Origin of the sequence: Marinobacter algicola DG893, from assembly GCF_000170835.1 — a bacterium.
GTDB lineage: Bacteria > Pseudomonadota > Gammaproteobacteria > Pseudomonadales > Oleiphilaceae > Marinobacter > Marinobacter algicola.
The window spans coordinates 41,423-64,417 of sequence record NZ_ABCP01000019.1 but is presented as its reverse complement, the minus strand read 5'-3'; the positions used below and the strand labels follow the sequence as shown (position 1 = coordinate 64,417).

Annotated in this window: 20 protein-coding genes; 6 read left to right on the top strand and 14 right to left on the bottom strand. The window is 58.6% G+C overall.

Going from position 1 to position 22,995, the window contains the following annotated elements; translation table 11 throughout:
- Positions 1-34: 34 nt before the first annotated feature.
- Complete coding sequence (locus tag MDG893_RS12775; protein WP_007154206.1) at positions 35-691, bottom strand: LysE family translocator; 657 nt, start codon at positions 689-691, stop codon at positions 35-37.
- 174 nt (positions 692-865) lie between these two features.
- On the opposite strand from MDG893_RS12775, the gene MDG893_RS12770 reads away from it, so the two are divergent.
- Positions 866-2,308 carry a dihydrolipoyl dehydrogenase gene (locus tag MDG893_RS12770; protein ID WP_007154205.1) on the top strand — a complete coding sequence of 481 codons (1,443 nt, stop codon included), beginning with the start codon at positions 866-868 and terminating at the stop codon, positions 2,306-2,308.
- Positions 2,309-2,328: 20 nt separating this feature from the next.
- On the opposite strand, the gene MDG893_RS12765 is transcribed toward MDG893_RS12770, so the two are convergent.
- A complete protein-coding gene (locus MDG893_RS12765) occupies positions 2,329-2,604 on the bottom strand; it encodes a DUF2061 domain-containing protein (RefSeq protein ID WP_007154204.1) in 276 nt (91 codons plus the stop codon).
- 223 nt (positions 2,605-2,827) lie between these two features.
- Between MDG893_RS12765 and MDG893_RS12760 the strand changes: the two genes are divergently transcribed.
- The gene (locus tag MDG893_RS12760; RefSeq protein ID WP_007154203.1) at positions 2,828-3,301 is read left to right on the top strand and encodes a Dps family protein; all 474 of its coding nucleotides are present in this window, start codon (positions 2,828-2,830) and stop codon (positions 3,299-3,301) included.
- 179 nt (positions 3,302-3,480) lie between these two features.
- Entirely contained in the window at positions 3,481-5,184 is a 1,704-nt protein-coding gene (locus tag MDG893_RS12755) for a choice-of-anchor I family protein (RefSeq protein ID WP_007154202.1), read from the top strand.
- A 61-nt stretch (positions 5,185-5,245) separates the two neighbouring features.
- Here the strand turns inward: MDG893_RS12755 and MDG893_RS12750 are convergent, their stop codons facing one another.
- The 8 genes from MDG893_RS12750 to MDG893_RS12715 all read right to left on the bottom strand — a co-directional run bounded on the left by MDG893_RS12750 (position 5,246) and on the right by MDG893_RS12715 (position 13,714).
- Positions 5,246-6,376: an NAD(P)/FAD-dependent oxidoreductase gene (locus tag MDG893_RS12750; RefSeq protein WP_007154201.1), complete on the bottom strand. Its 1,131-nt coding sequence runs from the start codon at positions 6,374-6,376 to the stop codon at positions 5,246-5,248.
- A gap of 2 nt (positions 6,377-6,378) precedes the next feature.
- Complete coding sequence (locus MDG893_RS12745) at positions 6,379-7,698, bottom strand: SAM-dependent methyltransferase (RefSeq protein WP_007154200.1); 1,320 nt, start codon at positions 7,696-7,698, stop codon at positions 6,379-6,381.
- Between the two features lie 286 nt (positions 7,699-7,984).
- Positions 7,985-9,280, bottom strand: coding sequence for a TRAP transporter large permease (locus tag MDG893_RS12740; protein ID WP_007154199.1), 1,296 nt, complete (start codon positions 9,278-9,280; stop codon positions 7,985-7,987).
- Entirely contained in the window at positions 9,277-9,822 is a 546-nt protein-coding gene (locus MDG893_RS12735; RefSeq protein WP_007154198.1) for a TRAP transporter small permease subunit, read from the bottom strand. The genes MDG893_RS12740 and MDG893_RS12735 overlap by 4 nt, the downstream gene beginning before the upstream one ends.
- A 100-nt stretch (positions 9,823-9,922) precedes the next feature.
- A complete protein-coding gene (locus MDG893_RS12730) occupies positions 9,923-10,999 on the bottom strand; it encodes a TRAP transporter substrate-binding protein (RefSeq protein WP_007154197.1) in 1,077 nt (358 codons plus the stop codon).
- A gap of 159 nt (positions 11,000-11,158) precedes the next feature.
- Positions 11,159-12,076: an alpha/beta fold hydrolase gene (locus MDG893_RS12725; RefSeq protein WP_279625878.1), complete on the bottom strand. Its 918-nt coding sequence runs from the start codon at positions 12,074-12,076 to the stop codon at positions 11,159-11,161.
- A 29-nt stretch (positions 12,077-12,105) separates the two neighbouring features.
- On the bottom strand, positions 12,106-13,167 hold the full coding sequence (locus MDG893_RS12720; protein ID WP_007154195.1) for a PA0069 family radical SAM protein: 1,062 nt from the start codon (positions 13,165-13,167) through the stop codon (positions 12,106-12,108).
- An 82-nt stretch (positions 13,168-13,249) separates the two neighbouring features.
- Positions 13,250-13,714: a hypothetical protein gene (locus MDG893_RS12715; protein ID WP_007154194.1), complete on the bottom strand. Its 465-nt coding sequence runs from the start codon at positions 13,712-13,714 to the stop codon at positions 13,250-13,252.
- 162 nt (positions 13,715-13,876) lie between these two features.
- Between MDG893_RS12715 and MDG893_RS12710 the strand changes: the two genes are divergently transcribed.
- Positions 13,877-14,950, top strand: coding sequence for a beta-N-acetylglucosaminidase domain-containing protein (locus tag MDG893_RS12710; RefSeq protein WP_007154193.1), 1,074 nt, complete (start codon positions 13,877-13,879; stop codon positions 14,948-14,950).
- Positions 14,951-14,958: 8 nt separating this feature from the next.
- Here the strand turns inward: MDG893_RS12710 and MDG893_RS12705 are convergent, their stop codons facing one another.
- From MDG893_RS12705 to ptsP, 4 genes are all read right to left on the bottom strand, one after another.
- Entirely contained in the window at positions 14,959-15,666 is a 708-nt protein-coding gene (locus tag MDG893_RS12705) for an SIMPL domain-containing protein (RefSeq protein WP_007154192.1), read from the bottom strand.
- A gap of 79 nt (positions 15,667-15,745) precedes the next feature.
- Positions 15,746-17,485, bottom strand: coding sequence for a PTS fructose-like transporter subunit IIB (locus MDG893_RS12700; RefSeq protein WP_007154191.1), 1,740 nt, complete (start codon positions 17,483-17,485; stop codon positions 15,746-15,748).
- A complete protein-coding gene (gene pfkB, locus MDG893_RS12695; protein ID WP_007154190.1) occupies positions 17,482-18,474 on the bottom strand; it encodes a 1-phosphofructokinase in 993 nt (330 codons plus the stop codon). Before pfkB ends, MDG893_RS12700 begins: the two co-directional genes overlap by 4 nt.
- Complete coding sequence (gene ptsP, locus MDG893_RS12690; protein ID WP_007154189.1) at positions 18,474-21,302, bottom strand: phosphoenolpyruvate--protein phosphotransferase; 2,829 nt, start codon at positions 21,300-21,302, stop codon at positions 18,474-18,476. Before ptsP ends, pfkB begins: the two co-directional genes overlap by 1 nt.
- A gap of 134 nt (positions 21,303-21,436) precedes the next feature.
- Between ptsP and cra the strand changes: the two genes are divergently transcribed.
- Both cra and MDG893_RS12680 read left to right on the top strand, forming a co-directional pair.
- Positions 21,437-22,420: a catabolite repressor/activator gene (gene cra / locus MDG893_RS12685; RefSeq protein WP_007154188.1), complete on the top strand. Its 984-nt coding sequence runs from the start codon at positions 21,437-21,439 to the stop codon at positions 22,418-22,420.
- 21 nt (positions 22,421-22,441) lie between these two features.
- Entirely contained in the window at positions 22,442-22,993 is a 552-nt protein-coding gene (locus MDG893_RS12680) for a macro domain-containing protein (protein WP_007154187.1), read from the top strand.
- Positions 22,994-22,995: the final 2 nt, after the last annotated feature.

Genomic DNA, 22,995 nt, shown 5'->3' with positions numbered 1-22,995 from the left:
CAGCTTGCCTGAAAACGGTCCAGGGCTGCTCTGATTATTCTTTTCCTGGAAGGTTTCCATCTCCGGAAACCGTTGAAAACAGCAACTGCCCCGCCAGTAACAACAGAACGCCCCCCATCAGCCGGTCCAGCCAATGGCCGAAACGGTTAAACCCCTTGCGGATCTGCGGCAGGGTGAAGAATACCGCCACGGCCATGAACCACAGGCCGGTGGCCACCGCCATATAGGCGCCATAAGCGGTTTGAATCGCGATCGGCGTACCCGGGCTGATGATTACCGAAAAGAGTGACACAAAGAACAGTGTTGCCTTCGGATTCAGGGTATTGGTCAGGAAACCAAGCCTAAAGGCCGCCAGCCCGGATTGCAGCTCACCGTTTTCCGTTTCTACATAAATACCGCCGGCTTTCGAGCGCAAACACTGTATCGCGATCCAGGTGAGGTAGAGGGCGCCAACCACTTTGAGAATGCTGAACAGCACCAGCGACTGCTGGATGATCAGGCCGATACCCAGCAGGGAATACCCCACGTGAACTAGAATGCCGGTGCCAATGCCAAAGGCCGTCAGCAGGGCGTTGCGACGGCTTTGGCACAGTGCCTGGCGAAGCATCACGGCAAAATCTGGCCCCGGGCTGGCGACGGCCAGAAAATGGACGAGGGCGACGGTGATGAATTCCGGCCAGTAGTTGTGCATGGGTTTTGTCTCCTGGGAAGTTCCGGTGCAGGGCGTCAGTCTAGAAGGCGTGGCCAAAAAAGTCCTGTGCCGAATACAGTAATTTCTTTGATTTGATACTAAACCGTTTTCTGTATTCACTCCTATACTCAGGCAACACCATGAATTTCGCATTCGGGTAGGGGAGTGGTAGACGTGGAAAAACGTAAGGTCGATGTCGCTGTTATTGGCGCGGGTACTGCCGGCATGAGCGCCTATCGCGCTGCCCGCAAGCACACGGACAATATCGTTTTGATTGAAGGCGGTGCCTACGGTACCACCTGTGCCAGCGTGGGCTGCATGCCCAGCAAGCTCTTGATCGCGGCGGCAGACAGTGCCCACCAATTGCGGAAGGCGCCAATGTTTGGAGTTCACCCCGGTGATGTCCGAATTGATGGCAAAGAGGTGATGGCGCGTGTTCGCAAGGAGCGGGATCGGTTCGTCAGCTTTGTGGTGGAGGCCGTAGAGGGGTTCCCCGAGGCTGACCGGCTTCGCGGCCAGGCCCGTTTCCTGTCGCCCCACCGGATTGTTGTCGGCGAGAAAGTGGAAGTGGAGGCCGCGCGGGTGGTCATTGCCACCGGTTCCCGGCCGAACATCCCCGGCTTTTTCAAGGATGCCAAAGACCGACTGGTGGTGAACGATGATATTTTCGAGTGGGACGACCTGCCTGGATCCGTTGCCGTATTCGGCCCCGGCATAATTGGCCTGGAGCTAGGGCAGGCGCTCAGTCGGCTGGGGGTTCGGGTGCGGATGTTCGGAGTCAGCGGAAGCCTCGGGCCGCTTCAGGAGGACGCAATCCGCAGCTACGCACTGAAAACATTCAATGAAGAATTTCCGTTGGATACCAGCGCCAAGGTCCGGTTGGTTGAGCGAACGGACGATGGTGTTCGCATTCGTTTTTCGGACGCGGATCGTGGTGAGCTCACGGAAACGTTTGACTATCTGCTGGCGGCCACGGGCCGTCGCCCCAATGTCGACAGTCTGGACATACAGAACGCGGATATTGCCCAGGATGACCATGGCTCGCCACTGTTCGACCACTACACGCTTCAGTGCGGTGACAGTCATATATTCATCGCGGGAGATGCCAACAATGAAGTGCCGCTGCTCCATGAGGCGGCCGACGAAGGACGAATAGCCGGCGATAACGCCGCCAGATACCCGGATGTGCGGGCGGGGCTGCGCCGGGTGCCATTGGGCATCGTATTCACTGATCCACAGATTGCGACGGTGGGGATGACCCTAAAAGAAGCCAATGAGCGTTGTAAGGAGGGCTATGCCGTTGGTGAAGTTTCTTTTGAAGGGCAGGGGCGCAGCCGCGTTATCGGCGCCAACAAGGGCATTCTGCATGTATATGGGGAGCGAGGCAGTGGGCTATTTCTGGGCGCGGAGATGTTTGGCCCCGCAGCCGAACACATCGGCCACTTGCTGGCCTGGTCGCTGCAAAAGCGCATGACTGTAAGCGAAATGCTGACCATGCCGTTTTACCACCCGGTGATCGAAGAAGGGGTCCGAACAGCGTTGCGTGACCTCAACCGCAAGCTGGATATCGGCCCACAACCGATTGAGCGTTGCCTGGATTGCGGTCCGGGTGGCTAGAGTCAAGGGGGTGGCCCGGTTCAGAAACTTTGAGCGACCGGGGTTGTCTCCGCACCAGGGGCGCCCCTTGTAATCTGTTGCCTCCGCGCCCATATCTTCTCATGAAAGAAATAGGCAACCGTGTTAATCGCTGGCTCCACCATGGCAATAAGGCTGCCAATCAGGAGGTCGCCGGTCAGCAGGTAAGCAACGGTAAAGGCCACGGTGAAGTGAGTAATGGCAAATGTGATGGTTTTCAGCAACGAGTTGTCACCCTTGGAACCATGGTCATGGAAAAACATCTTCAGGGCACTCATAGACAGCTCCGCATGTGCGATGGATATGAGTCCATTCAACAGCAATTGAGAATTGTTGTTAAATAAATAATATGCAGATTTTTGATAGTCCTTGGCTATTATTTGTCGACGCCACGGATTAGTAATAGCTATCAATAGTATTGGATAACTAAACTTTATCTATTCATTGTTTCTGGTTAGTTTAATGGCCAGTACATTCCGGCAACTGTCAAGGAGACACGTTATGAGCAAGAACTTTATTGGGCTGGACACTGAAAAGACCCAGAGCCTTGCGAACGCACTGAACGATCTGCTGTCCAATTACCAGATCTTCTACATGAACGTTCGTGGCTATCACTGGAACATCAAAGGCGACAACTTTTTCGAGTTGCATGCCAAGTTTGAAGAGCTTTACGACGATCTGTTACTGAAGATTGATGAGATCGCCGAGCGGGTTCTCACACTCGGGCATCGGCCTGCACACGCCTACAGCACTTACATCGAAAAATCCGAGGTGCCTGAGAGAAAAGATGTCGCCGATGGTAAGGATGCTGTTGAAAACATCGTAGACAGCTTCGCCAAACTGATTGGCAAGCAGCGGGAGTTGCTTCATCTGGCTGGCGACGCGGACGACGAAGGTACAGTGGCACTGATGAGTGACTACATCTCTCAGCAGGAAAAGACGGTATGGATGTACCGCAGCTACCTCGGCCAGTAAGGCTTTATGCTCTCAATAACTTGAGCAAGCGTTGACAATGGCGACCGCGCGGTCGCCATTTTTTTGCTGGTATCGCCTCTCCTAAACAGTCCTGACTTAAAAGTGACGCATTTCTGTCACCTCTTCTCCATAAAGTGTCGTGTACAACCACACGTGTAACGACAGAAGAAGAGGCAAACATGACATTCCAGAAGTCACTCCTTACGGCAGCCATCCTCGCATCCACCCTAGGCCTGATGGCCTGCGACGGTGATGATGGCGACGATGGCAGCGCGGGTTCGCCCGGCACCAGCCAGACCCTGATCGAACTGAATACCCTCGGTACCTATGCAAGCGGTGCGTTCGATGAAGGCGCAGCGGAGATCGTGGCCCACGATCCGGTCAACCAACGCCTGTTTGTCATCAATGCCAACGAATCAACCGTGGACGTGCTGGACATCCAGGACCCGGAGATGCCGGTCAAGCTCAGCACCATTGATGCCACCGCCGAAGGTGCTTCCGCGAACAGCGTGGCGGTATACGGCGACCTCGTGGCCGTCGCCATTGAAGCTGACGTCAAGCAGGACAACGGCAAAGTGGTGTTCTATAACAGCACCGACCTGAACAAGGTGGGTGAAGTAGAGGCGGGCGCCTTGCCGGATATGCTGACGTTTACCCGCGATGGCCAGAAGCTCCTGGTGGCCAACGAGGGCGAACCCAGTGATGACTACAGTGTTGACCCGGAGGGCTCCGTTAGCATTGTTGACCTGTCCAACGGCGTGGCTGCGGCGACGGTAACCACGGCAGGGTTCACCAGCTTCAACGGTCAGCAGGCCGAGCTTATGGAACAGGGCCTGAGAGTGTTCGGGCCGGGCGCCACCCTGGCCCAGGATCTGGAGCCGGAATACATCGCGATCTCTATCGACGGTGAAAAAGCCTGGGTTGCGATGCAGGAGGCAAATGCCGTTGCCGAACTGGACATCGCGGCCGGGGAAATTACTGCCATTATTCCGCTGGGCTTCAAGGATCACAGCATCATCGGCAACGAATTGGATGCCAGCAACGACGACAGCGGCATCAACATTCGCAACTGGCCGGTGAAGGGTATTTACCATCCGGATGCCATGACCAGCTACGGCTTTAACGGAAAAACCTATTACATCACCGCCAACGAGGGTGATTCCCGTGATTACGACGGCTTCAGTGAGGAATTCCGCGTCGCCGACCTGACGCTGGATGCTACGGCCTTCCCGAACGCCGCCGAGTTACAGGAAGACGCTAACCTGGGCCGCCTGAACGTTACATCCACCCTGGGTTTTGGCAATTCCTGCGCGCCTAGCGATCCGGCCAACGTTACTCTCATGGGTGGAGAGTACGACCGTAGCTATGTGGAGAACAACTGTGTCTACAGTGAGCTCTACGCCTACGGTGCGCGATCATTTTCAATATGGTCGGAAACCGGCGAGCGGGTCTTCGACAGCGGCAGTGAATTCGAGCGCATTGCCGCGAGCCTGATCCCGGACAACTTCAACAGCAATAACGACGAAAACGCATTCGACAATCGCTCCGATGACAAGGGGCCAGAGCCCGAGGCAGTCACCGTGGGTACCATCAATGGCCAGACTTTTGCTTTTATTGGCCTTGAACGGGTCGGGGGCATCATGGTCTATAACGTGACCAATCCGCAGAACCCGGAATTCGTCCAGTACCTCAATAACCGCGACTTTTCTGCCTCCCAGACCGATCTTGAGAATGGCATGGCCGGTGATCTCGGGCCCGAGGGACTTGCCTTTATCGCTGCTGACGACAGCCCCAATGGCAAGCCGATGTTAGCGGTGGGCAACGAGGTGAGTGGTACGACCACTCTGTATGGCATCGATGTGATTGAACTGGCCGCTGACTGACAGTCGGCGAGGCAAAGGAAAGCCGGAGCGGGCGCTGCCCGGTCCGGCTTTATACGTTCTCTCAGCCTTGGGAAACCGTCGCCAGTGGGGGAACCTGCTGATGCAGGAACCATTTTTCGGTGACGACCTTGCGGGTGAACCAGTGGGACCGCATCAGGGTACTGGCCAATGGCATTTTGACCCAGTCCGGCACTTGCCAGCCCTCATCCTGAGGCATGGCACGATTACCAAAGCGGCTGGCAATGGCTTCACCGTAGGCTTGCAGCGCCTGGGCGGAATAATCCTCCTGATCGCGAATAATGTCGGCCGCCATCAACGCAGACTCTATGGCAGGGCGAATACCCTCTCCGCTCTGGGTGTAAGCCAGGCCGGCGGAATCACCAATCAACAGCAGGCCGTCATCGGCCAGTGGCCTCTCCGCGTGGGCGTATAGCAGGTAGGCATGACCTTTGAACTTGCCGGGTAAATCGGCCGGTATGCGCCCTTCGGATTTCATTTCCTCCACGAAGGCATTGAGGTGCTCGGTCAGTTTGTGATTGTCTTCCCGACCAAGGCCAATATTGAGGAAATTACCCTTCCGGAACACCCAGGCATAGCCTTTGAGGTCGCGGCAAAACCAGAGTTCGGGGGTATCGCCACGGGCTTCGCACACCTCGGCCTGTTGAGGCGTCATCTCGAATTCCACTTCTTTGGCCGCCACCACGACTTCGTGGCTGCCAGGGCCATCCCCCATCAGCTTCGCCACTGGGCAGAAATGGCCCCCGGCACCCACAACCAGGGGTGCCTCCCAGGTATCGTTGACCACCCAGTTGCCATCGTGACGAACAATGGACTTGACCGGTGTTTTCAGCTGCTTCGGCACGGTTGTCCTGTCGAGCAGAAAGGCATCGAACTCGCAGCGTCGTATGCCGTAACTGACAATCTCACCGTGGTCATTTTCCACCGCTGGTTGCCCCATCATGCCTATACAAAACCGCCGGATGGGTTGGAGGGTTCGCCCGGTGCCGTAAGAGTTGATGTCTATGTCGAGACTGTCCATCACCGCAGGAGTAACCCAGCCGGCGCAGGTCTTGTCCCGTGGGAAGTCCTGCTTATCGATCACCAGAATGCGTTTGCCAGTGTCCTGCAGTGCGTGGGCGAGGGTAGATCCTGCAGGCCCGGCACCCACGATAATCAGGTCATAGTAGTCCATGATTACGCCTCCGGAGCTGCAGGGGACGAGTAGATGTCCTGACGGTTTTGCGGCAGTTGATTGTTCCCGCCGTGGGTGAAGACCACCTGGAACAGCTGCAATGAGCCGGCCCGGAAGGCGGCTATGGAACCGGCGAGATACATTTCCCAGGCGCGGGCGAAGTGTCCGTCGTACATCTCTGTGACCTTGTCCATGTTGCTCCTGAACCGCTCCATCCAGTGGGTCAGGGTCTGGGCGTAGTGCAGTCTGAGGTTTTCGACATCCAGCACCGAAAAGTCACTGTGTTCGCAGATGCCCATGAACTCAGAGATACTCGGTGGGTACGCACCTGGAAAGATGCGTTTCTCAATCCAGGCGTTCATCAGCATGGGCCGGTTGCGGCCGATGCTGTGCAGTAACGCCAGGCCGCCCGGCTTCAGGGAGCGACTGATCAGCTCCGACAGCGCCTGGTAATTGTCCTTTCCGACATGCTCCAGCATGCCGATGGACACGAAGGCATCGTATTGGCCGCTGATGTTGCGGTAGTCATCTTCAACGTACTCAATCAGGTGGTCCAGCTGCTGACGCCTGGCTTCTTCCCGGGCGTACGTCAGCTGTTCTTTCGAGATGTTGTAGGAATGCACCTTCACGCCATAATGCCTCGCCATATAGCGCGCCAGACCGCCCCAGCCGCAGCCGGCTTCCACAACCGTCATACCGGGTTTCAGCCGTAACTTGCGGCAAACGTGTTCCAGCTTGGCCAGTTGGGCCTGTTCCAGGGTCAAATCCGGTGTTTCGTAATAGGCGCAGGTGTACTGCATCTCGGCATGATCCAGCCAGAGCCGGTAAAACTCGTTGCCCAGATCGTAGTGATGGTGAATGTTTTCCTTGGCTTCTGAGACGCCGGTTGAGCGTGGGTTGTGGTTGCGCCACAGTGCCTCCAGCCATTTGGGCCATTTCTGTCTGGCGTTGTGAATTGAGCGGTAAAGTGTCTCCATCAGCTCCGAAAGATCGCCATCTATTTGCAACCTGCCTGCGCTGTATAGATCTCCAAACGCCAGATTGGGGTTGGTGACCAGCGTAAACAGCGCCTTGGGGTCAGTCAGTTTGAGCGTAAAGCGGGCACTGCCCTCTTCGGGATCAATAAACTCATTGTTCCACAACTGGAAGCGTAGCGGTGGTGAGCCGGCCATGCGCATCAGCTTGGCGATCAGCCAGCGCTCATAACTGTGAGGCTCGCGGTCCGCCTGCTGCTCTTCGAGGGGCAGCGTCAGGACGTGAGGCCTGTTCTCCGGTCGGTCGTTGGTGGGCGCTGGGGTCTTCCGGGCGGTGCTTTGGCTCATGGATACATATCTCCCTTTTTCAGCTGGTTAATCACGGACTGAAGTCGGCGGGTTTGGCCGACAGTGATTCAGCATCAGGGCGTGTCCCGATATCACAACTGAGAATCGCCTGCTTCGTCTTCAGTATAGAAAACAAGCGTGTTTTGTCATATCCCCCACCACACACCAAAGAATGGAGGGGTGTTATTGGGGCAATAGGTAAAAGGGGTAAAAGCGGGAGTGGCGGGCGAAAAAACCGGGGCTGCAAGGCCCCGGTTTGTCGGTGTGCGGTCAGCTGGAGCCGGCGTCAGTAGGTCGAACTCATGCCAAACCATTCCGGGAAAATGACGATCATCGCCAGCACCAGTACCTGCATCAGGATAAACGGCAAGACCCCTTTGTAGATGTCGGTAGTCTGTACGCTGGGTGGCGATACACCCTTGAGATAGAACAGACTGAACCCGAACGGGGGCGTCAGGAAACTGGTTTGCAGGTTCATGGCAATCAAAATCGCGAACCACAGCATGTTGATACCCATGGCTTCCGCCACCGGTGCCAGAATCGGCACGATGATGAACGAAATTTCCACGAAGTCGATGAAGAAGCCCAGCACCAGGATGACCAGCATAGCCAGGATGATGAAGCCCCATTTTTCGCCGGGAAGCTGCAGTAGCCATTCTTCCAGCAGGTAATCGCCACCGGTGTAGCTGAATACCATCGAAAACGCGGTTGCACCCACCAGGATGGCGAACACCATGGCCGTGACCTTCACGGTGTCCTTCGAGGCGTCCCACACCATTTTGAAGGAGAACTGGCGGTAGATGATCGCCAGCACCACGGCACCGACACCACCGAGTGCGGAAGATTCCGTGGGAGTGGCAATACCGGCAAAGATGGAGCCCAATACGACGATGATCAACGCCAACGGCGGGATAATCGCCAGCAGCGCTGCACGGATTTCCTTGCCCCGTGACAGTCCGCTGTCGTCCGGCATGGCGGGACCGGTTTCAGGCTTGAAGCGGGTGAGAACAAGGATGTAGATGATGTACAGACCGACCAGGACCACACCCGGGATAACCGCTGCCCTGAAGAGGTCGCCAACCGGCAGCCCAAGCACATCGCCAAGGATAATCAGGATAATCGAAGGCGGTACGATCTGGCCCAGTGTGCCGGAAGCACAGATGGTACCCGTAGCAAGCCGCTTGTCGTAATTATGGGCCAGCATCACGGGGAGAGAGATCAGGCCCATGGCGACCACACTGGCACCGACAACCCCCGTCGACGCCGCAAGCAGGGCACCCACCAGGATGGTGGAAATGGCCAGGCCCCCTGGCAGTCCACCGAACAGTCTGCCCATGGAGGTCAGCAATTGTTCGGCCAGCCGCGTGCGTTGCAGAACCACACCCATGAAAATGAACAACGGCACCGCCATCAACACCGTATTCTGCATGACGCTCATGATGCGATAAGGCATGAAGGCGAACAGATCCATGCCTTCGGCATAGATCCCGAAAAACAGGGCAACGCCGCCAAAGGTAAAGGCAACCGGGAAGCCCAACATCAGCAGGAGGAGGGCTGCTCCGAACATAATCATACCGATCATGCGAGACCCTCCGCGCCGTGCTTGGGTTCATAGGTCTTGTCGCCAGCAATAACCCGTATTGCGAAGGTCACCATGTTGAATCCGGCGATGCCGGTAAACACTGCGGAAATCGGGATCACGCTCTTGATTACCCAGCGATGGGGCAGCCCGCCCGGATCGCCGCTGCCTTCACCCATGCTGTAGGACTCAACGGCAAAATTGTAGCCGTAGTTCCAGATCAGGTAGGCAAAGGGGATGACAAAGATAGCAGCACCAACGATGTTGACCCAGGCCTTGGTCTTGTCACGCCAGCGGGTGTAGAAAACGTCTACGCGAACATGGCCGTCCGTGCGCAATGCGTAGGGGATGCCCAGCAGGAACACCACGGAATAGAGATGCCACTCCATTTCCTGCATACCGATCGAAACTTCATTGAAAGCGTAGCGGGCCACCACGTCGTAGAAGACGTTACCGGCCATCAGAATCATTGCGGCACAGGCCACCCAGCCGCAAAAAATGGACAGGGTGGCCAGGCCCTCGTCCAGCTTGATAATCCAACGCATTGATTGTCCTCCGCCGGGAAACCGGCGATTTTTCAATTGCTATAAACGACAAAACCGGGATCACTGCTGGAGCGATCCCGGCTCAGTTACTGCCGATATGTTACTCGACTTCTGCCATCGTGTTCAGGTAGGCCCGTTCGGAGATGTCCGTGTAGGCCCGGCTCTTCTCAAGATATTCCTGTTGGGATTTTACAATCTTTGCAGCTTGCTCATTGCTCGCTGCGGCTTCTTTCAGGAGTTTCTCGTTGGCCTCGTGCATGGCCTGGAAGATTTCCTCAGGGAACTTCTTGATCTGTACGTTGGGGTACTCTTCCTTGATGCTGGCCCAGGCTTCCGCGTTTGCGTGCTGAGAGTGAACCAGCATGTCATAGGAGGCTGTGCGCATGGCGACGCGCATAATTTCCCGCAAGTCGGCTGGCAACTTTTCCCATACCTGCTTGTTCACCAGGAACTGCAGCTCGGTGGCGGGCTCGTGCCAGCCGGTATAGTAGTAGTCCGCAATTTGCTGGAAACCAAGACGCAGATCCAGGGAAGGGCCAACCCACTCAACCGCATCAATGGTGTTGCGCTCCAGGGCTGTGTATAGCTCGCCCGGTGGGATGTTGGTCGGATTAACGCCTACTTCCGCAAACACCTCACCGGCGAAGCCCGGAATACGCATCTTCAGGCCCTGCAGGTCTTCGAGAGTGTTGATTTCCTTGCGGAACCAGCCGCCCATCTGAACGCCGGTGTTACCGCCCGGGAACGACAGCATGTTGTGAGGTTCGTAAACCTCCTGCATCAGTTCCATACCACCACCGTGGTAGAACCAGGCGTATTGTTCCATCGCGTTCATGCCGAAAGGCATGCTGGTGAAGAACAGGGTGTTGGGTACTTTGCCTTTCCAGTAGTAGGACGCAGAGTGCCCCATGTCGTACTGACCGGCCTTGACCATATCAAAGACGCCGAAGGGCGCTTTGTGCTTGTTTGACGAGTCTATGCGGACCTTCAGGCGGCCGTCAGACATTTTTTCGACAGTTTCAGCGAACCGTTTGGTGGTATCACCGAAAATCGGGAAGTTGGGCCCCCAGGTTTCGGCCAGGCGCAGGGTAAACGTGTCTTGAGCGAGAGCTTGTGTGGAAGCAAAGGTAGTTGCTACAGCCAGCACAGCCGCGGATAGAACAGAACGGATCTTCATTGCTCTTCTAGCCTCTTTTGTCGTTGTTGTGTTGAGAGCCTCTCCCTCTGTCAGGGACAGTAACTCCTAATTCTAGTTCAAGTTATCAACAAACGTTAAGAAACGGAACGAAAAACCGGCGTTTGTACGACGTAGGTCTTACCTGTTGCCGCTTGTATTCTATTGTACGCGCGGGTTCTCTGAAGATTGGAGATGTCGATGTAGCCGCCTGAACAGCGTGTCCTGAAAATCGTCGGTCAGGGGATAGAGGTGGCCGGCATCCGGTATCAGGCTCAGGTTGGCGTTGGGCAACCGGTTTGAAAGATGGTTCGCGTAGTCCACGGGTACGAAGGGGTCCTTGTCACCTTGGTATATCCAGACGGGGATAGGTACATCTTTTAGCCTGAACTGCCAGTCCTCCAGTTCCGTCAGCAGGTCGGTGGCAACGGCTTGCCCGCCACTATTGAGGCAGGCAAGCTGATCCTGCCGGAACAGTCCTTCTGCCAGGCAGGCACGGAGGATGTATTTGTCCTCATCGCTGACCAGCTGTTTGGCTTCACGCAGATAGGGGCCGGGATATTGTCGTGAGAGCCAGACAACAATGCCAACCGCGAGCCGGAACAGCAGCTTGCTATGACGAGCGAGCATTGGGCCGGGCCAACGAGTGGCTGCCAGCAGGGGGTGCGCGCCTTCATATTCTGCGAAATGGGTGTATCCGGACAGGCAGACGCCAAGGTCCATGCGCGAGTGCAGGGCGAATCCGCAGGCCAGGGTTCTGGAGCTACCACTGGACCAGCCAATGTGGCTGAAACGGCCAAGTTCGAGCGCATCGACGAGTTGCCGTATGTCGTCGGTGTAGTCCAACAGAGTGCGGTGCGGCTGGAAGTCGGATCTGCCGATTCCCGGCCTGTCTGGCGTGATCATACGGAAACCATGGCGGAGGGCCCGGTCATGGAAAAAATGCCCCTCCAGCCGGGAGCCGGGCATACCGTGGCCGAATACCAGCGGATAGCCTGTTGGATCACCAAGGTCGGTGTAGGCAAGCCGGCGACCGTCACTGAGGGTGAGACTATGTTCTTGATTCCTGTTGGCAGCGATGATCCGTATCTCCGCTCGTCCGGTTTGATTCAGAACAATCCTATCTGTTCGCCAGCCGGGCGCCTGAACCGGTCGACCCTGAGGGGCTCGGCTTCATGAAGATTTAGGCCAAGTTGCCTGGCGCGTTTTGCAAAGCGCTGGCGGACCAGATCCGCATAGGGGCCCGTTCCCGTCATTCGACGCCCGAATCTGGAATCGTAACTTTTGCCGCCCCGCAAATCACGGATGCGGTTCATGACGTGGCTGGCCCGTTCCGGAAAATGTCGCTGTAACCAATCCTGAAACAGCTCGTCCAGCTCCAGGGGTAGGCGCAGCATGATCCAGCTGGCCCTTTCCGCGCCCGCCTCGGCTGCGGCCTCCAGAATACTCTCGATTTCATGATCGTTGATGAACGGAATAACCGGCCCCAGGATGATGCCGGTCGGAACGCCGGCGGCCGCCAATTCACGAATGATTTTCAGGCGTGTGGCCGGCGCTGCTGTGCGCGGCTCCATCTGCCGTTTCAGGGTGTTATCCAGTGTGGTCAGGCTGACCCGGACGGAGCAGAGGCCCTGGCCGGCTAATTCTGACAACAAGTCCAGATCACGGAGGATCAACGCGCCTTTAGTGATAATGGAAACCGGGTGGCGGTACTCGGCCAGTACCTTGAGTATGTTACGAGTAATTTCCCGGTGCTTCTCGACCGGCTGATAGGCGTCAGTATTTACGCCAAGGGCGATGGGCGACACCCGATAACCGGGTTTATCGAGCTCCCTCCGAAGCTGTTCCGCAGCATTGGGCTTGGCGATTAGCCGCGTTTCGAAGTCCAGTCCCGGCGACATGTCCCAGTAAGCATGGGTGGGCCGGGCAAAGCAATAGATGCAGGCATGCTCACAGCCACGGTAAGGATTGATGGACTGGTCAAACGGTACATCCGGCGACTGGTTGCGGCTGATGATCGTGCGCACCTGCTCATCTACCACTTCGGTTGCCAGGGAATCCGGGCAGGTGTCATCGGCCGGGTCCTGATACCAGCCATCGTCGTATTGCCGGTCTGTCACGATGGGCTGGAAACGATTCTGAGGGTTGAGCGGGGTCGCGCGAGTCTTCATGTGAAATTCTCGGTACTGTTTTTATATACAGTACTCTTGAGAGTTCGCGATTTCCAGTTTTATACCCAGTGAATGGACGTGCCTAGACGTCATCCATCATGCCAATCTGCCTCGCCATCCTCATGGCTTCGTGTTCCTCCATGGCGCGAAGGGATTCAGCGAGTTCTTTAGCTTCCGGAATCTCGGCCTTGCCGGCCAGGCTGTCATACAGGTCGATCAGTTGGTCATGGAAGCTAAACACCTCTCTGACAATGCTGTCGAAGTCGAGATTGGCGTAATGATCATCACAGGTTCGGTGGGTTCTGATGGCTTTGTGTTCGTCGTTCAGATAGTCGTAGAGTCTTGTTTTCAGGGCCCGTGAATCGGCCTGTTTCTCGAACTCTGCTGTGATGCGTTCCAGTTCAGCTTCATGATCCGCGAGGTAAGTCAGTAGCGCACGGGCTCGTTCCTCCTTGTTCTTTGTTGAGCATTCCGACAAACATCGGGACAGGTGGGCGTGGAGCTCGCGAGCCCACTCAATCAAGTCCTCAAAACTTTTTATGTCCATTTTGCCAGGCTCCTTATCCACATGGGTCATCGGAGAACGGATGTGAAGCATCACTACGAGAAGTCTAGCCGACATTGCTAAACTTGCCCGGTGACCCCCACAGTCTGGTGAGATACCCTCTGGACGGTATACCATCTGTGTACTCGCGAAATGGAAACGCCAATGGCAGAGCAACCCCCGCTGGGAATCATTGAAGGCTTTTATGGACCGTTGTGGAGCTGGGAAGAGCGTCGGGAGCTGGTTGCGGCACTGGCTCCCCACGGTTACCGGAACTACTGGTATGCACCCAAGGCGGATGCCTTTCTCAGGCGTCGGTGGAGCGAGCCGCATCCGCAAGAGGAAGCCAATGAGCTGGCCGACTTCGCCCGGTTTTGTTGCAGTCACGGAGTTAGGTTCGGAATTGGCCTGAGCCCGTTCGAGGTGTTCAATAATTTCGATAGCTCGGCGAAAACCGCGCTGACGCAAAAGCTGGCAGCGTTTGATCAACTGGGCATCACCGATCTGGCCATCCTGTTTGATGACATGAAAAGCGATACGCCGGAACTGGCGGCTCGACAGGCGGACATCATTCATTGGGTGGCGGAACACAGTTCAGCGGACCAACTCACAGTCTGCCCCACCTACTACTCCGACGATCCGGTTCTGGACCGGGTGTTTGGTCCCCGTCCCAAGCATTACCTTGAAGATCTGGGCAAGGCGCTGGATCCGTCCGTACAGGTGTTCTGGACCGGCGAGGAGGTATGTTCACGGGAAATATCGCCGGGCCACCTCCAGTGTGTTTCGGAAGTCCTGGGGCGCAAGCCGGTATTGTGGGACAACTATCCTGTGAACGACGGTGATCGCATGTCTCGCCATCTTCACCTGCGGGCATTTACCGGCAGGCCAGCGGCCAACGGTCCGTATCTATCGGGCCACGCCATTAATCCTGCGTTACAGCCAACGCTCTCTGCGATTCCGGCCATCACCCTGGCCGGCAGTTACGAGCAGGGGCTCAGCTATCAGTACGGCAAGGCATTCCAGTTGGCCGCCGAGGAGGTGTTGGGCAAAGAATTGGCGCAACAGGTGCAGACAGATTTACTGCTGTTGCAGGATGCCGGCTTGCACAGGATCAGTGCCGAACGCCATCAGGTGCTCACGGAGTGTTATCGCCGCTTCGATCATCCGGCCGCCAGGGAGATCCTGCATTGGTTGGATGGCAGCTATCAGGTCACTGATGAAATGGTACAGACCCAGTAGCCAATGGCCTATTTGAGGTAGTACTCCACCGTGGTCACCACCCGTACGGTTTTAATCGGCTGCTGGCCCTCGCTGACTCCCGGTGCCTGGTCGCGGGCCAGGATCTGGAACACGCCCTGATTGGCGCGGCGCAGGTTCCCCAATTCAGTTTTTGCATCCCTGGCAAACTGTGCAGCGGCCTCGCGGGCGGCCGCAGTGGCCTCTGCAATCATCTCTGGCTTGATGTCGTTGAGCCGATTGAACAGGTAGGTCGGCCCGCCTGGGCCATAATCGGAGGACAGAATCACGCCGGAATCCACTAGTTCACTGACAGACTGCGCGGCCTGGCGAATGCGATCAATATTGTCGCTGCGTACCATCAGGGTCTGGTTGATGATGAACTTCTGACCGTTGCTCTCCTGATAGGGATTGGCGCGGGTGTCCGTGACATCCAGACGTTGCAGTTCCACCGCGTCGGTGTCGATTGCCTGCAGTTTGAGAAACGCCATAATGGCCTCACGGCTGCTACGGGCCTTCTCGCGGGCTTCGTCCAGGCTGTTGCCGGTGGCAACGAAACGCAGGGGCCATAGCGCCAGGTCTGCCTGTACCTCCCGTTCTGCAACGCCCTTGACGGTGACGAACCGGTCTCCGGTACGCAGTCCGGTCAGACCATCGGCGATGAGCGAAGCGGAAACAATGGCGGCAATCGCCAGAATCAGGGTAGACAGGATTTTCATCACGGCGTCCTTGTGTGTGGATCTGGCGGATACCATCGCCGCAAATGCCAGGGGCGTCAAGCGCCCCCAGGAACATCTTCTAGGAGGAGGCGGTTGCCACCTCGGCCTTGCCAGTCTTGATCATGGCGTAGCCAAACCCGATCACCAGTGAGCCGATGGCTATGGCGGCCACATAGGGCAGTACCGCGCTTACGGCATTGGGAATGGCGAGAACGAACAGACCGCCGTGGGGTGCCATGAGTTTGACGGTGAACAGCATGGACAGGGCGCCGGTGATGGCGCCCCCTACCATGCACACCGGGATAACCCGCAGGGGGTCCTTGGCCATGAAAGGGATCGCGCCTTCCGAGATAAAGCACAGTCCCAGCACAAAGGAGGCCCGCCCGGCCTGCCGTTCCGCTTCGGCAAACTTGGTATGGGCGATAAAACTCGCCACACCCATGCCGATGGCAGGCACCATGCCAGAAGCCATGATCGCTGCCATGGGGGCTGAGCCACCACTGCCTTCCGATAGCAAACCGACACCGAAGGTATAGGCGGCTTTGTTCACCGGCCCGCCCAGGTCAAAGCACATCATGGCTCCGAGGATGCCCCCCAGCAATATGGCATTGGTGGTGCCCATGCTTTCCAGGAAGTTGGTCAGCCCATCCATCAGGGTGGCGGCGGGTTCGCCGATCACGTAGATCATAGCTAGGCCTGTGACCAGGCTGGCCAGCAGCGGAATGATCAGAATGGGTTTGAGGGATTCGACACTCTCTGGCATTGGCAGTTTCTGGCTGATGAAGCGCGCCACATAGCCGGCCAGGAAGCCGGCGATGATGCCACCAAGAAAGCCGGCACCGAGGGTACTGGCCAGATAGCCACCGATCATGCCCGGCGCCAGGCCTGGCCGGTCGGCAATGGACCAGGCGATATAGCCGGCCAACAGAGGAATCATCAACTGGAAAGCTGCGCCGCCGCCGATCTGCATCAACGCGGCTGCCAGGGTGCCTTCCTCTTCAAACGCGTCAATGCCGAACACGAATGACAGGGCGATCAGCAGGCCGCCGGCCACCACCATGGGCAGCATGAAAGAAACGCCCGTCAGCAAATGCTTGTAGGGACCGCGTTTCTCGCCACCACCTCCTGAGGTCGCTTTTTTCTGGCCTTCCTCAACGGAGGCATTGGTCATGGCGTCATCAATGGTGGGCCCCGGCTTTTTCAGGGCGCTGCCGGTGGATGTGCGCCAAAGGCGTTTGCCGGCAAAACGGCTGGGGTCGACTTCGATATCGCAGGCCAGGATAACCACATCCGCCGCCTCGATTTCCTCGGCGGTCAGCGGGTCCTGTGCGCCCACGGAGCCCTGGGTTTCCACGCGGATCTGATGGCCGGCAGCGGTCGCGGCGGCGGTCAGGGCTTCTGCCGCCATAAAGGTGTGAGCGACACCGGTGGGGCAGGCGGTGACGGCCACAATGCGTTGACCTGCGTTACCTGAGGCGGCCGGTTCGGGCTGTGAAGCCTCTGTTAGTTGATAGGGCTCGGCCTGTTTTTCGGCCTGGTCCAGCACCGCTGCGGCATCGGGCAATGCCGCCGTTACCGGGATCTGATAGAGGCGTTTGCCGGCGTAGGCGTTCAGGTCCGTTGGTGTTCCTGTTGCAGCAACGACAAGGTCCGCCGAGGCGATGACATCCACGGGCAGAGATGACAGTGGCTGCTGTGGACTGCGAATGTCTGTTCGGGCCTCCCAGCCCTTTTGCTGCGAGGCCCGTTCCAGAGCCCGGGCCGCCAGGAAGCTGGTGGCCACGCCCTGAGGGCAGGCGGTTACAATGATCAGTTTCATGATGGTATCTCCCCATTGTTGTTGTGCCCGGGCCAGGGGGTGAAGGAGGTGAAGGAGGTGAAGAGAGTGACGCGGGTTTGCTGAATCAGTTGGATAAAGTCGTCGGCCATTGGATCGCCAACGCCAATGTGGCGAACGCATTCGGCCGACAGCGCGGTGGCGGTTGACAGCACCTGTTCCGGGTGATGATGTTCGAGCAAGCCGTGAATCATTCCGGCCAGCAAAGTGTCGCCGGCGCAGACCGTGCTCGTGGCGGTCACGGGCGGTGGCAACGCTTGCCAGTTGCCCTTCGGCGACAGCCAGAGCACGCCTTTCTCGCCCATGGAAATCACCACATTGGCGATGCCGGTGGCCTGAAGTGAGCGGCCTGCCTCGGCGATGGCGTCCAGGCTCTCCAAAGGGTGCCCGGCCCATTCGGCCAGCTCTTCCATATTGGGCTTGATGCCGTCTGGCAGCGCCTTAAGCCCGGCTGTGAGGCCTGCGCCGCTGGTATCCAGCCACACCGGGATGTCCGCTTCGCGAGCCAGGGTGACCAGTTCCGCCAGGGCCTCTGGCGGAAAGCCGCCGGGAAGGCTGCCGGCAATGGCAACGGCATCGAACCTGCTCTTCAGGTCTCCCAGACGTGCCTTCAATCGATCCAGGGCATCAGCGGGTACGTCAAATCCGGGCCCGTTCAGGTCGGTCACACGACCACCGCTCTCGGCAATTTTCACGTTAATGCGATTCTGCCCGGGGATGCGGACAAAGTGGTCTGCCAGAATGTCAGACGAGAACAGCCGATCGAAGGGCGCGGCGTTGATGTCTCCCAGCAACCCGGACACGGTCACGGTATGGCCGAGGCGTGTCAGCACACGGCCCAGGTTAATGCCTTTGCCGGCAGCCTCCAGGCGTGTGGACCGAGAGCGGTTCACGTTACCCAGCCGCATTGAGTCGGTCTCGGCATTAAGGTCCAGCGCCGGGTTCAGGGTGATGGTGAGTACGCGGGCCATTACAGTGTCTCCAGGGCGTCGCGCACCTCGGCCGCGGTGGCTTTGCCCAGCGCCAGTTTCGCCTGTTCACGGGCGTTTTCCCGGCTCAGCCCGCGGATACAGGCTTTGACCAGTGGCACTCGCCGGCTGGTCACCGACAGCTCGTCCACATCCAGGCCCAACAATACCGGAATAGCCTGGGGGTCGGAGGCGAGCTCGCCACAGATACCTACCCAGCGTTGGTGAGCATGGGCGGCTTCGACGGTCATGCGGATCAGTTGCAGCACCGAGGGGTGCAACCCGTCGGACTCGGCCGAAAGCTGGCCGTGGCCACGGTCGATGGCCAGGGTGTACTGGGTAAGGTCATTGGTGCCTACCGAGAAGAAATCCACTTCCGGTGCCAGGGTGTGGGCCAGCAGGGCACAGGAAGGTACTTCAATCATCACGCCCACCTGCAGGCCCTGGCAGGGAATCTCGGCGCGGACCCGTTCGACGATGGCCTTTGCCGCCCGAAACTCTTCCAGGTCCTTGACCATGGGAAACATGATACGCAGTGGGCGGTTGTCGGCAGCCGTCAGCAGCGCGCGCACCTGGGTTTCGAGGATCTCCGGTCGGGTCAGCGACAGGCGAATACCGCGCAGCCCAAGGAAGGGGTTGTCCTCGTGGGGAAGGGGCCAGTAATCCAGTGGCTTGTCGCCGCCTACATCGAGGGTTCGTGCGACCAGTGGCAGACCATTGAGGGCGTCGAAGGCATGGCGATATTCCTTCACCTGGGTGTCCAGGTCAGGCGCGTCCGGGTGCTCCATGAAAATGAACTCGGTGCGCAGCAGGCCAATGCCATCGGCGCCCCGGTCGACAGCATCCGGGGTGTGGGCAGTGTTGCCAAGGTTGGCGCATACGTCGATGGTGTGGCCATCGGTGGTGGTGGCCGGCTCGTTCCGGCACTCGTGGGCGTCTGCCTGCAGGCGGGTGAGTTGGTCGAGGCGACGGTCAATGCGGTCGCGGCGCTCGGCGCCGGGATTGGGCACCAGGCAGCCGCGTTCGCCGTCGACCACCAGGACCGTTCCGCTGCTGATGGTCAGGATACGATCACCAGCCCCGACCACGGCAGGGAGCCCCAGCGCCCGAGCCAGGATGGCGCTGTGGGATGTGGCGCCACCACGGGCTGTGATCAGGCCGCGAACGCGCTGGGTGTCCAGCCTTGCCACATCAGAAGGGCCCAGGTCGTCCGCCACCAGGACATAGGGTTCGTCCGGCGGTGTCGGCATGGCCACCCCGCAGAGGTTGGCCAGCACGCGCCGGCCAACATCCCGCAAATCTGCCGCCCGTTCTGCCAGAAGCCGGTCTGCCAGTGCTTCCTGGGCCCGCGCGGCGGTATCAATGGCGAGCCACCAGCCGGCTTCGGCGGACGCGCCTTCGTTGATGGCTTCCAGGGCGGCCTGGTAGAGATCGTCATCCTGGAGCATTTCCACATGCACCGACAGAATCGGCGCTGCCTCACCGCCTTCGGCCTGGCGAATCAGCGTGCGCAGTTGTCCGTCGGCTTCGTCGATGGCCCGGCCCAGTCGGCTGGTCTGTTCACCGGCATCGCTGGCGGTGGCGGGGTAGTCCAATGTTGGCTGGCGCATGACGAAGGCGGGTGCCAGAGCGAGGCCCGGTGAGGCGGCGACCGCTTTCAAGGGTTCGTCATCGGCCAGAGGTTCGGGTTCCGGCTCGGCAGGCGCCGGCTGGCTCTGTTGTTGTCGAAGCGGGGAGACGGTTTCTCCGAGCCCGTCATTGATGGCCTGGCAAACGGCTGCTACCGCCTGTTCCGCATCGTCGCCGGTAGCGGAGATGATCAGGGTTTGCCCCCTGCGGGCACCGAGGCCGATGATCCGGGTGAGACTGGTCGCCGATACCGAATTGCCATCGCCGTCCTCCAGGCGGATGCGAATGTCTGCCTTGTGCTGACGGGCTTCCTGTACCAGTTGTTTGGCGGGCCGGGCGTGTAGGCCATGGGTATTCAGCAGGCACACCCGGTCGCTGACCGCATTGGCCTGCTCACCGGAAAGCCGGGAAAGTACAGTATCCACGGACTGGTTTTCCAGAGGGATGTTCTGGGCCAGGAAATTATCGATACGTTCCAGCAATTCGCGGCAGTCGTCGCCAGGGCCCGCCAGGCAGAAAACGCCAGCGAGGTCGTCGCGGGGTTCTTTGGGGGTTGCCAGTGCCAGCGCAGGCCGGATACTGCCAACGCTGTGGTGAACCAGCCAAAACCCCTGGCCCAGGCTGACGGGTGGCTGGCTGACAATTTCCTTCATAAAGCTGGCGTCGACACAGCCCAGCCCCTGCAGCCGGGCCGCAGCGCTGATGGCCAGTTCGCTGGTGGCCCGGGTGTTAACGCCCAGGCACAGGGTCTGAGCGTCGCATTTTGGCACCACTGGCTCCTTCGACAATAGGGATACCAGCGCCTCGGTGTCATCGGCCTCGGCCAGTTTCTGTGACAGGCCGGGTTTGTCCAGTACGCGGGTCAGGTGGCGCAAGATATCCAGATGCTCATCCGACTGGGCCGCAATGGCGACCAACACATACACAGTGGCGTTGTCATGCCAGGTAACGCCGCCAGGAAACTGCAACACGCGGATGCCTGTGCTGGTGACCGCGTCGCGGCTTTCCGGTGTGCCGTGGGGGATGGCAATGCCGTTACCAAGGACGGTGGAGGACTGTTGCTCCCTGGCCAGCATGCCCGCGTGGTAGTCGGGAGTGGTCCGGCCTGCATCCTGCAGTTCCTGGCTGGCCTGGTTCAGGGCAGCCTGCCAGTCGGTTGCAGTGCAACCCAGGCGGATATCATTGGCTGTTAGCGTCAGCATGTGGGGAGCCTCGCCTTGTTGTTGTGAATACCAGTAAAATCTGGGTTGCTGAATCGTGTCAGCAAACATAGAATGAATCATGAAACAGATATGATCAGAAATCAAGCAATCTGTGCTCAGGAGGAATCGGCCCCATGACCCTTGCAGAACTTGCCCGCCTGGCGGGGGTGTCCCGCACCACCGCCAGCTACGTGATCAATGGCCAGGGGCCGGCCCGCCGGATCAAGCCGGCGACTATCGAAAAGGTGATGGCGGTTGCGAGGGACAACCACTTCCAGATCGACCCGCAAGCCGCGTCGCTGCGTGGTGGGGCCAGCCGCACCCTGGGGTTTATCCTGCCGGACCTGGAGAACGCCAGTTACGCCCGCCTGGCCAAATTGCTGGAGCAGGGTGCCCGTGCCCGGGGCTATCAATTGCTGATTGCCGGCTCCGGGGATGACCCGGATACCGAGCGCGAGCTGGCACGTTCTCTCAAGGCAAGGCGATGCGATGCCCTGATCGTTGCGAGTGCCCTGCCACCGAATGACCCCTTCTACCAAGAGTTGCAGGAGGAAGACCTGCCGGTGATCGCGGTGGACCGATCGCAATCACCGGGTGTGATCAGTTGCGTGGTCAGCGACAATCGTAAGGGCGCAGCCACACTGGCCCGTTCAGTGCTGGAGCCGGGCACCGGGTCGGTGGTCTGGCTTGATGCGGTGCCGGCGCTGGCGATGACACGGGAGCGCCGCGAGGGCTTTGAGGAGGTGGCTCGGAGTCGCAGTGGACAATGGGCGGTCTACAGTGGTGAGCACTATGACCGAGCCTCCGGCGCCCGACTGATGCAGCAGGTTCTGGCGGGTCAGGGGCTTCCGGATGCGTTGATTACCGCCTCGTACACCCTCTTGCAAGGGGTGCTCGACGTGCTGCTGGAGCAGCCGGGAGGCTTGCCGCAGTCTCTCAGAATGGCTACCTTCGGAGATGACCGGCTGCTGGATTTCCTGCCGGTCAAGGTTCACTCGTTACCCCAAAAACACGAAGCCATTGCCGAGGCAACGCTGGACCGGGCGCTGGCTGCCATCGCAGGTCACGGCGAGCCGGAAACCGTTATTATCAACCGCTCGCTGAAGCGGCGACGCTGAGGCAATGGCTGGGAGGTTTCCATGGCACAGGTTGAACTGAACGGAAAAACTGTGGAATGCGTTCGTGGCGACATCACCCGCCAGGATGATCTGGAAGCAGTCGTTAATGCCGCCAATGCCCAATTGATGTCCGGGGGCGGTGTCGCAGGCGCGCTCCATGCAGCGGCAGGGCCAGGGCTGGCTGAAGAGTGCCGGCCTATGGCACCGATCCGCCTGGGTGAGGCGGTGATTTCAGGGGCGCATAACCTGCCAAACCAGTACATCGTCCACTGTCTGGGCCCTGTCTACGGGGTGGATGAACCCTCTAATCACTGGCTGGCGGAATGCTATCGCAATGCCCTCGAGTTAGCAGACAGTAAAACCATTGAATCCATTGCGTTTCCCGCCATTTCGGCAGGAGCTTTCGGTTACCCGGTGGAAGGGGCTGCAGAGGTCGCCATGGCGACAGTCAGTCAGGTATTACCGCGTCTGGGAAGTGTAAGGTACGTGCGTTTCGTGCTTTTCAGCGACGCGGACGAGGCAGTCTTTTCCCGTGCCATGGAGTCGGCCTTCGCGAAGGCCGATGGGGCTTAGTC

Coding starts and splice junctions, on each gene's coding strand:
- MDG893_RS12775 (WP_007154206.1), bottom strand. CDS start 691: ATGCACAACTACTGGCCGGAATTCATCACCGTCGCCCTCGTCCATTTT.
- MDG893_RS12765 (WP_007154204.1), bottom strand. CDS start 2,604: ATGAGTGCCCTGAAGATGTTTTTCCATGACCATGGTTCCAAGGGTGAC.
- MDG893_RS12760 (WP_007154203.1), top strand. CDS start 2,828: ATGAGCAAGAACTTTATTGGGCTGGACACTGAAAAGACCCAGAGCCTT.
- MDG893_RS12755 (WP_007154202.1), top strand. CDS start 3,481: ATGACATTCCAGAAGTCACTCCTTACGGCAGCCATCCTCGCATCCACC.
- MDG893_RS12750 (WP_007154201.1), bottom strand. CDS start 6,376: ATGGACTACTATGACCTGATTATCGTGGGTGCCGGGCCTGCAGGATCT.
- MDG893_RS12745 (WP_007154200.1), bottom strand. CDS start 7,698: ATGAGCCAAAGCACCGCCCGGAAGACCCCAGCGCCCACCAACGACCGA.
- MDG893_RS12740 (WP_007154199.1), bottom strand. CDS start 9,280: ATGATCGGTATGATTATGTTCGGAGCAGCCCTCCTCCTGCTGATGTTG.
- MDG893_RS12735 (WP_007154198.1), bottom strand. CDS start 9,822: ATGCGTTGGATTATCAAGCTGGACGAGGGCCTGGCCACCCTGTCCATT.
- MDG893_RS12730 (WP_007154197.1), bottom strand. CDS start 10,999: ATGAAGATCCGTTCTGTTCTATCCGCGGCTGTGCTGGCTGTAGCAACT.
- MDG893_RS12720 (WP_007154195.1), bottom strand. CDS start 13,167: ATGAAGACTCGCGCGACCCCGCTCAACCCTCAGAATCGTTTCCAGCCC.
- MDG893_RS12715 (WP_007154194.1), bottom strand. CDS start 13,714: ATGGACATAAAAAGTTTTGAGGACTTGATTGAGTGGGCTCGCGAGCTC.
- MDG893_RS12710 (WP_007154193.1), top strand. CDS start 13,877: ATGGCAGAGCAACCCCCGCTGGGAATCATTGAAGGCTTTTATGGACCG.
- MDG893_RS12705 (WP_007154192.1), bottom strand. CDS start 15,666: ATGAAAATCCTGTCTACCCTGATTCTGGCGATTGCCGCCATTGTTTCC.
- MDG893_RS12700 (WP_007154191.1), bottom strand. CDS start 17,485: ATGAAACTGATCATTGTAACCGCCTGCCCTCAGGGCGTGGCCACCAGC.
- pfkB (WP_007154190.1), bottom strand. CDS start 18,474: ATGGCCCGCGTACTCACCATCACCCTGAACCCGGCGCTGGACCTTAAT.
- ptsP (WP_007154189.1), bottom strand. CDS start 21,302: ATGCTGACGCTAACAGCCAATGATATCCGCCTGGGTTGCACTGCAACC.
- cra (WP_007154188.1), top strand. CDS start 21,437: ATGACCCTTGCAGAACTTGCCCGCCTGGCGGGGGTGTCCCGCACCACC.
- MDG893_RS12680 (WP_007154187.1), top strand. CDS start 22,442: ATGGCACAGGTTGAACTGAACGGAAAAACTGTGGAATGCGTTCGTGGC.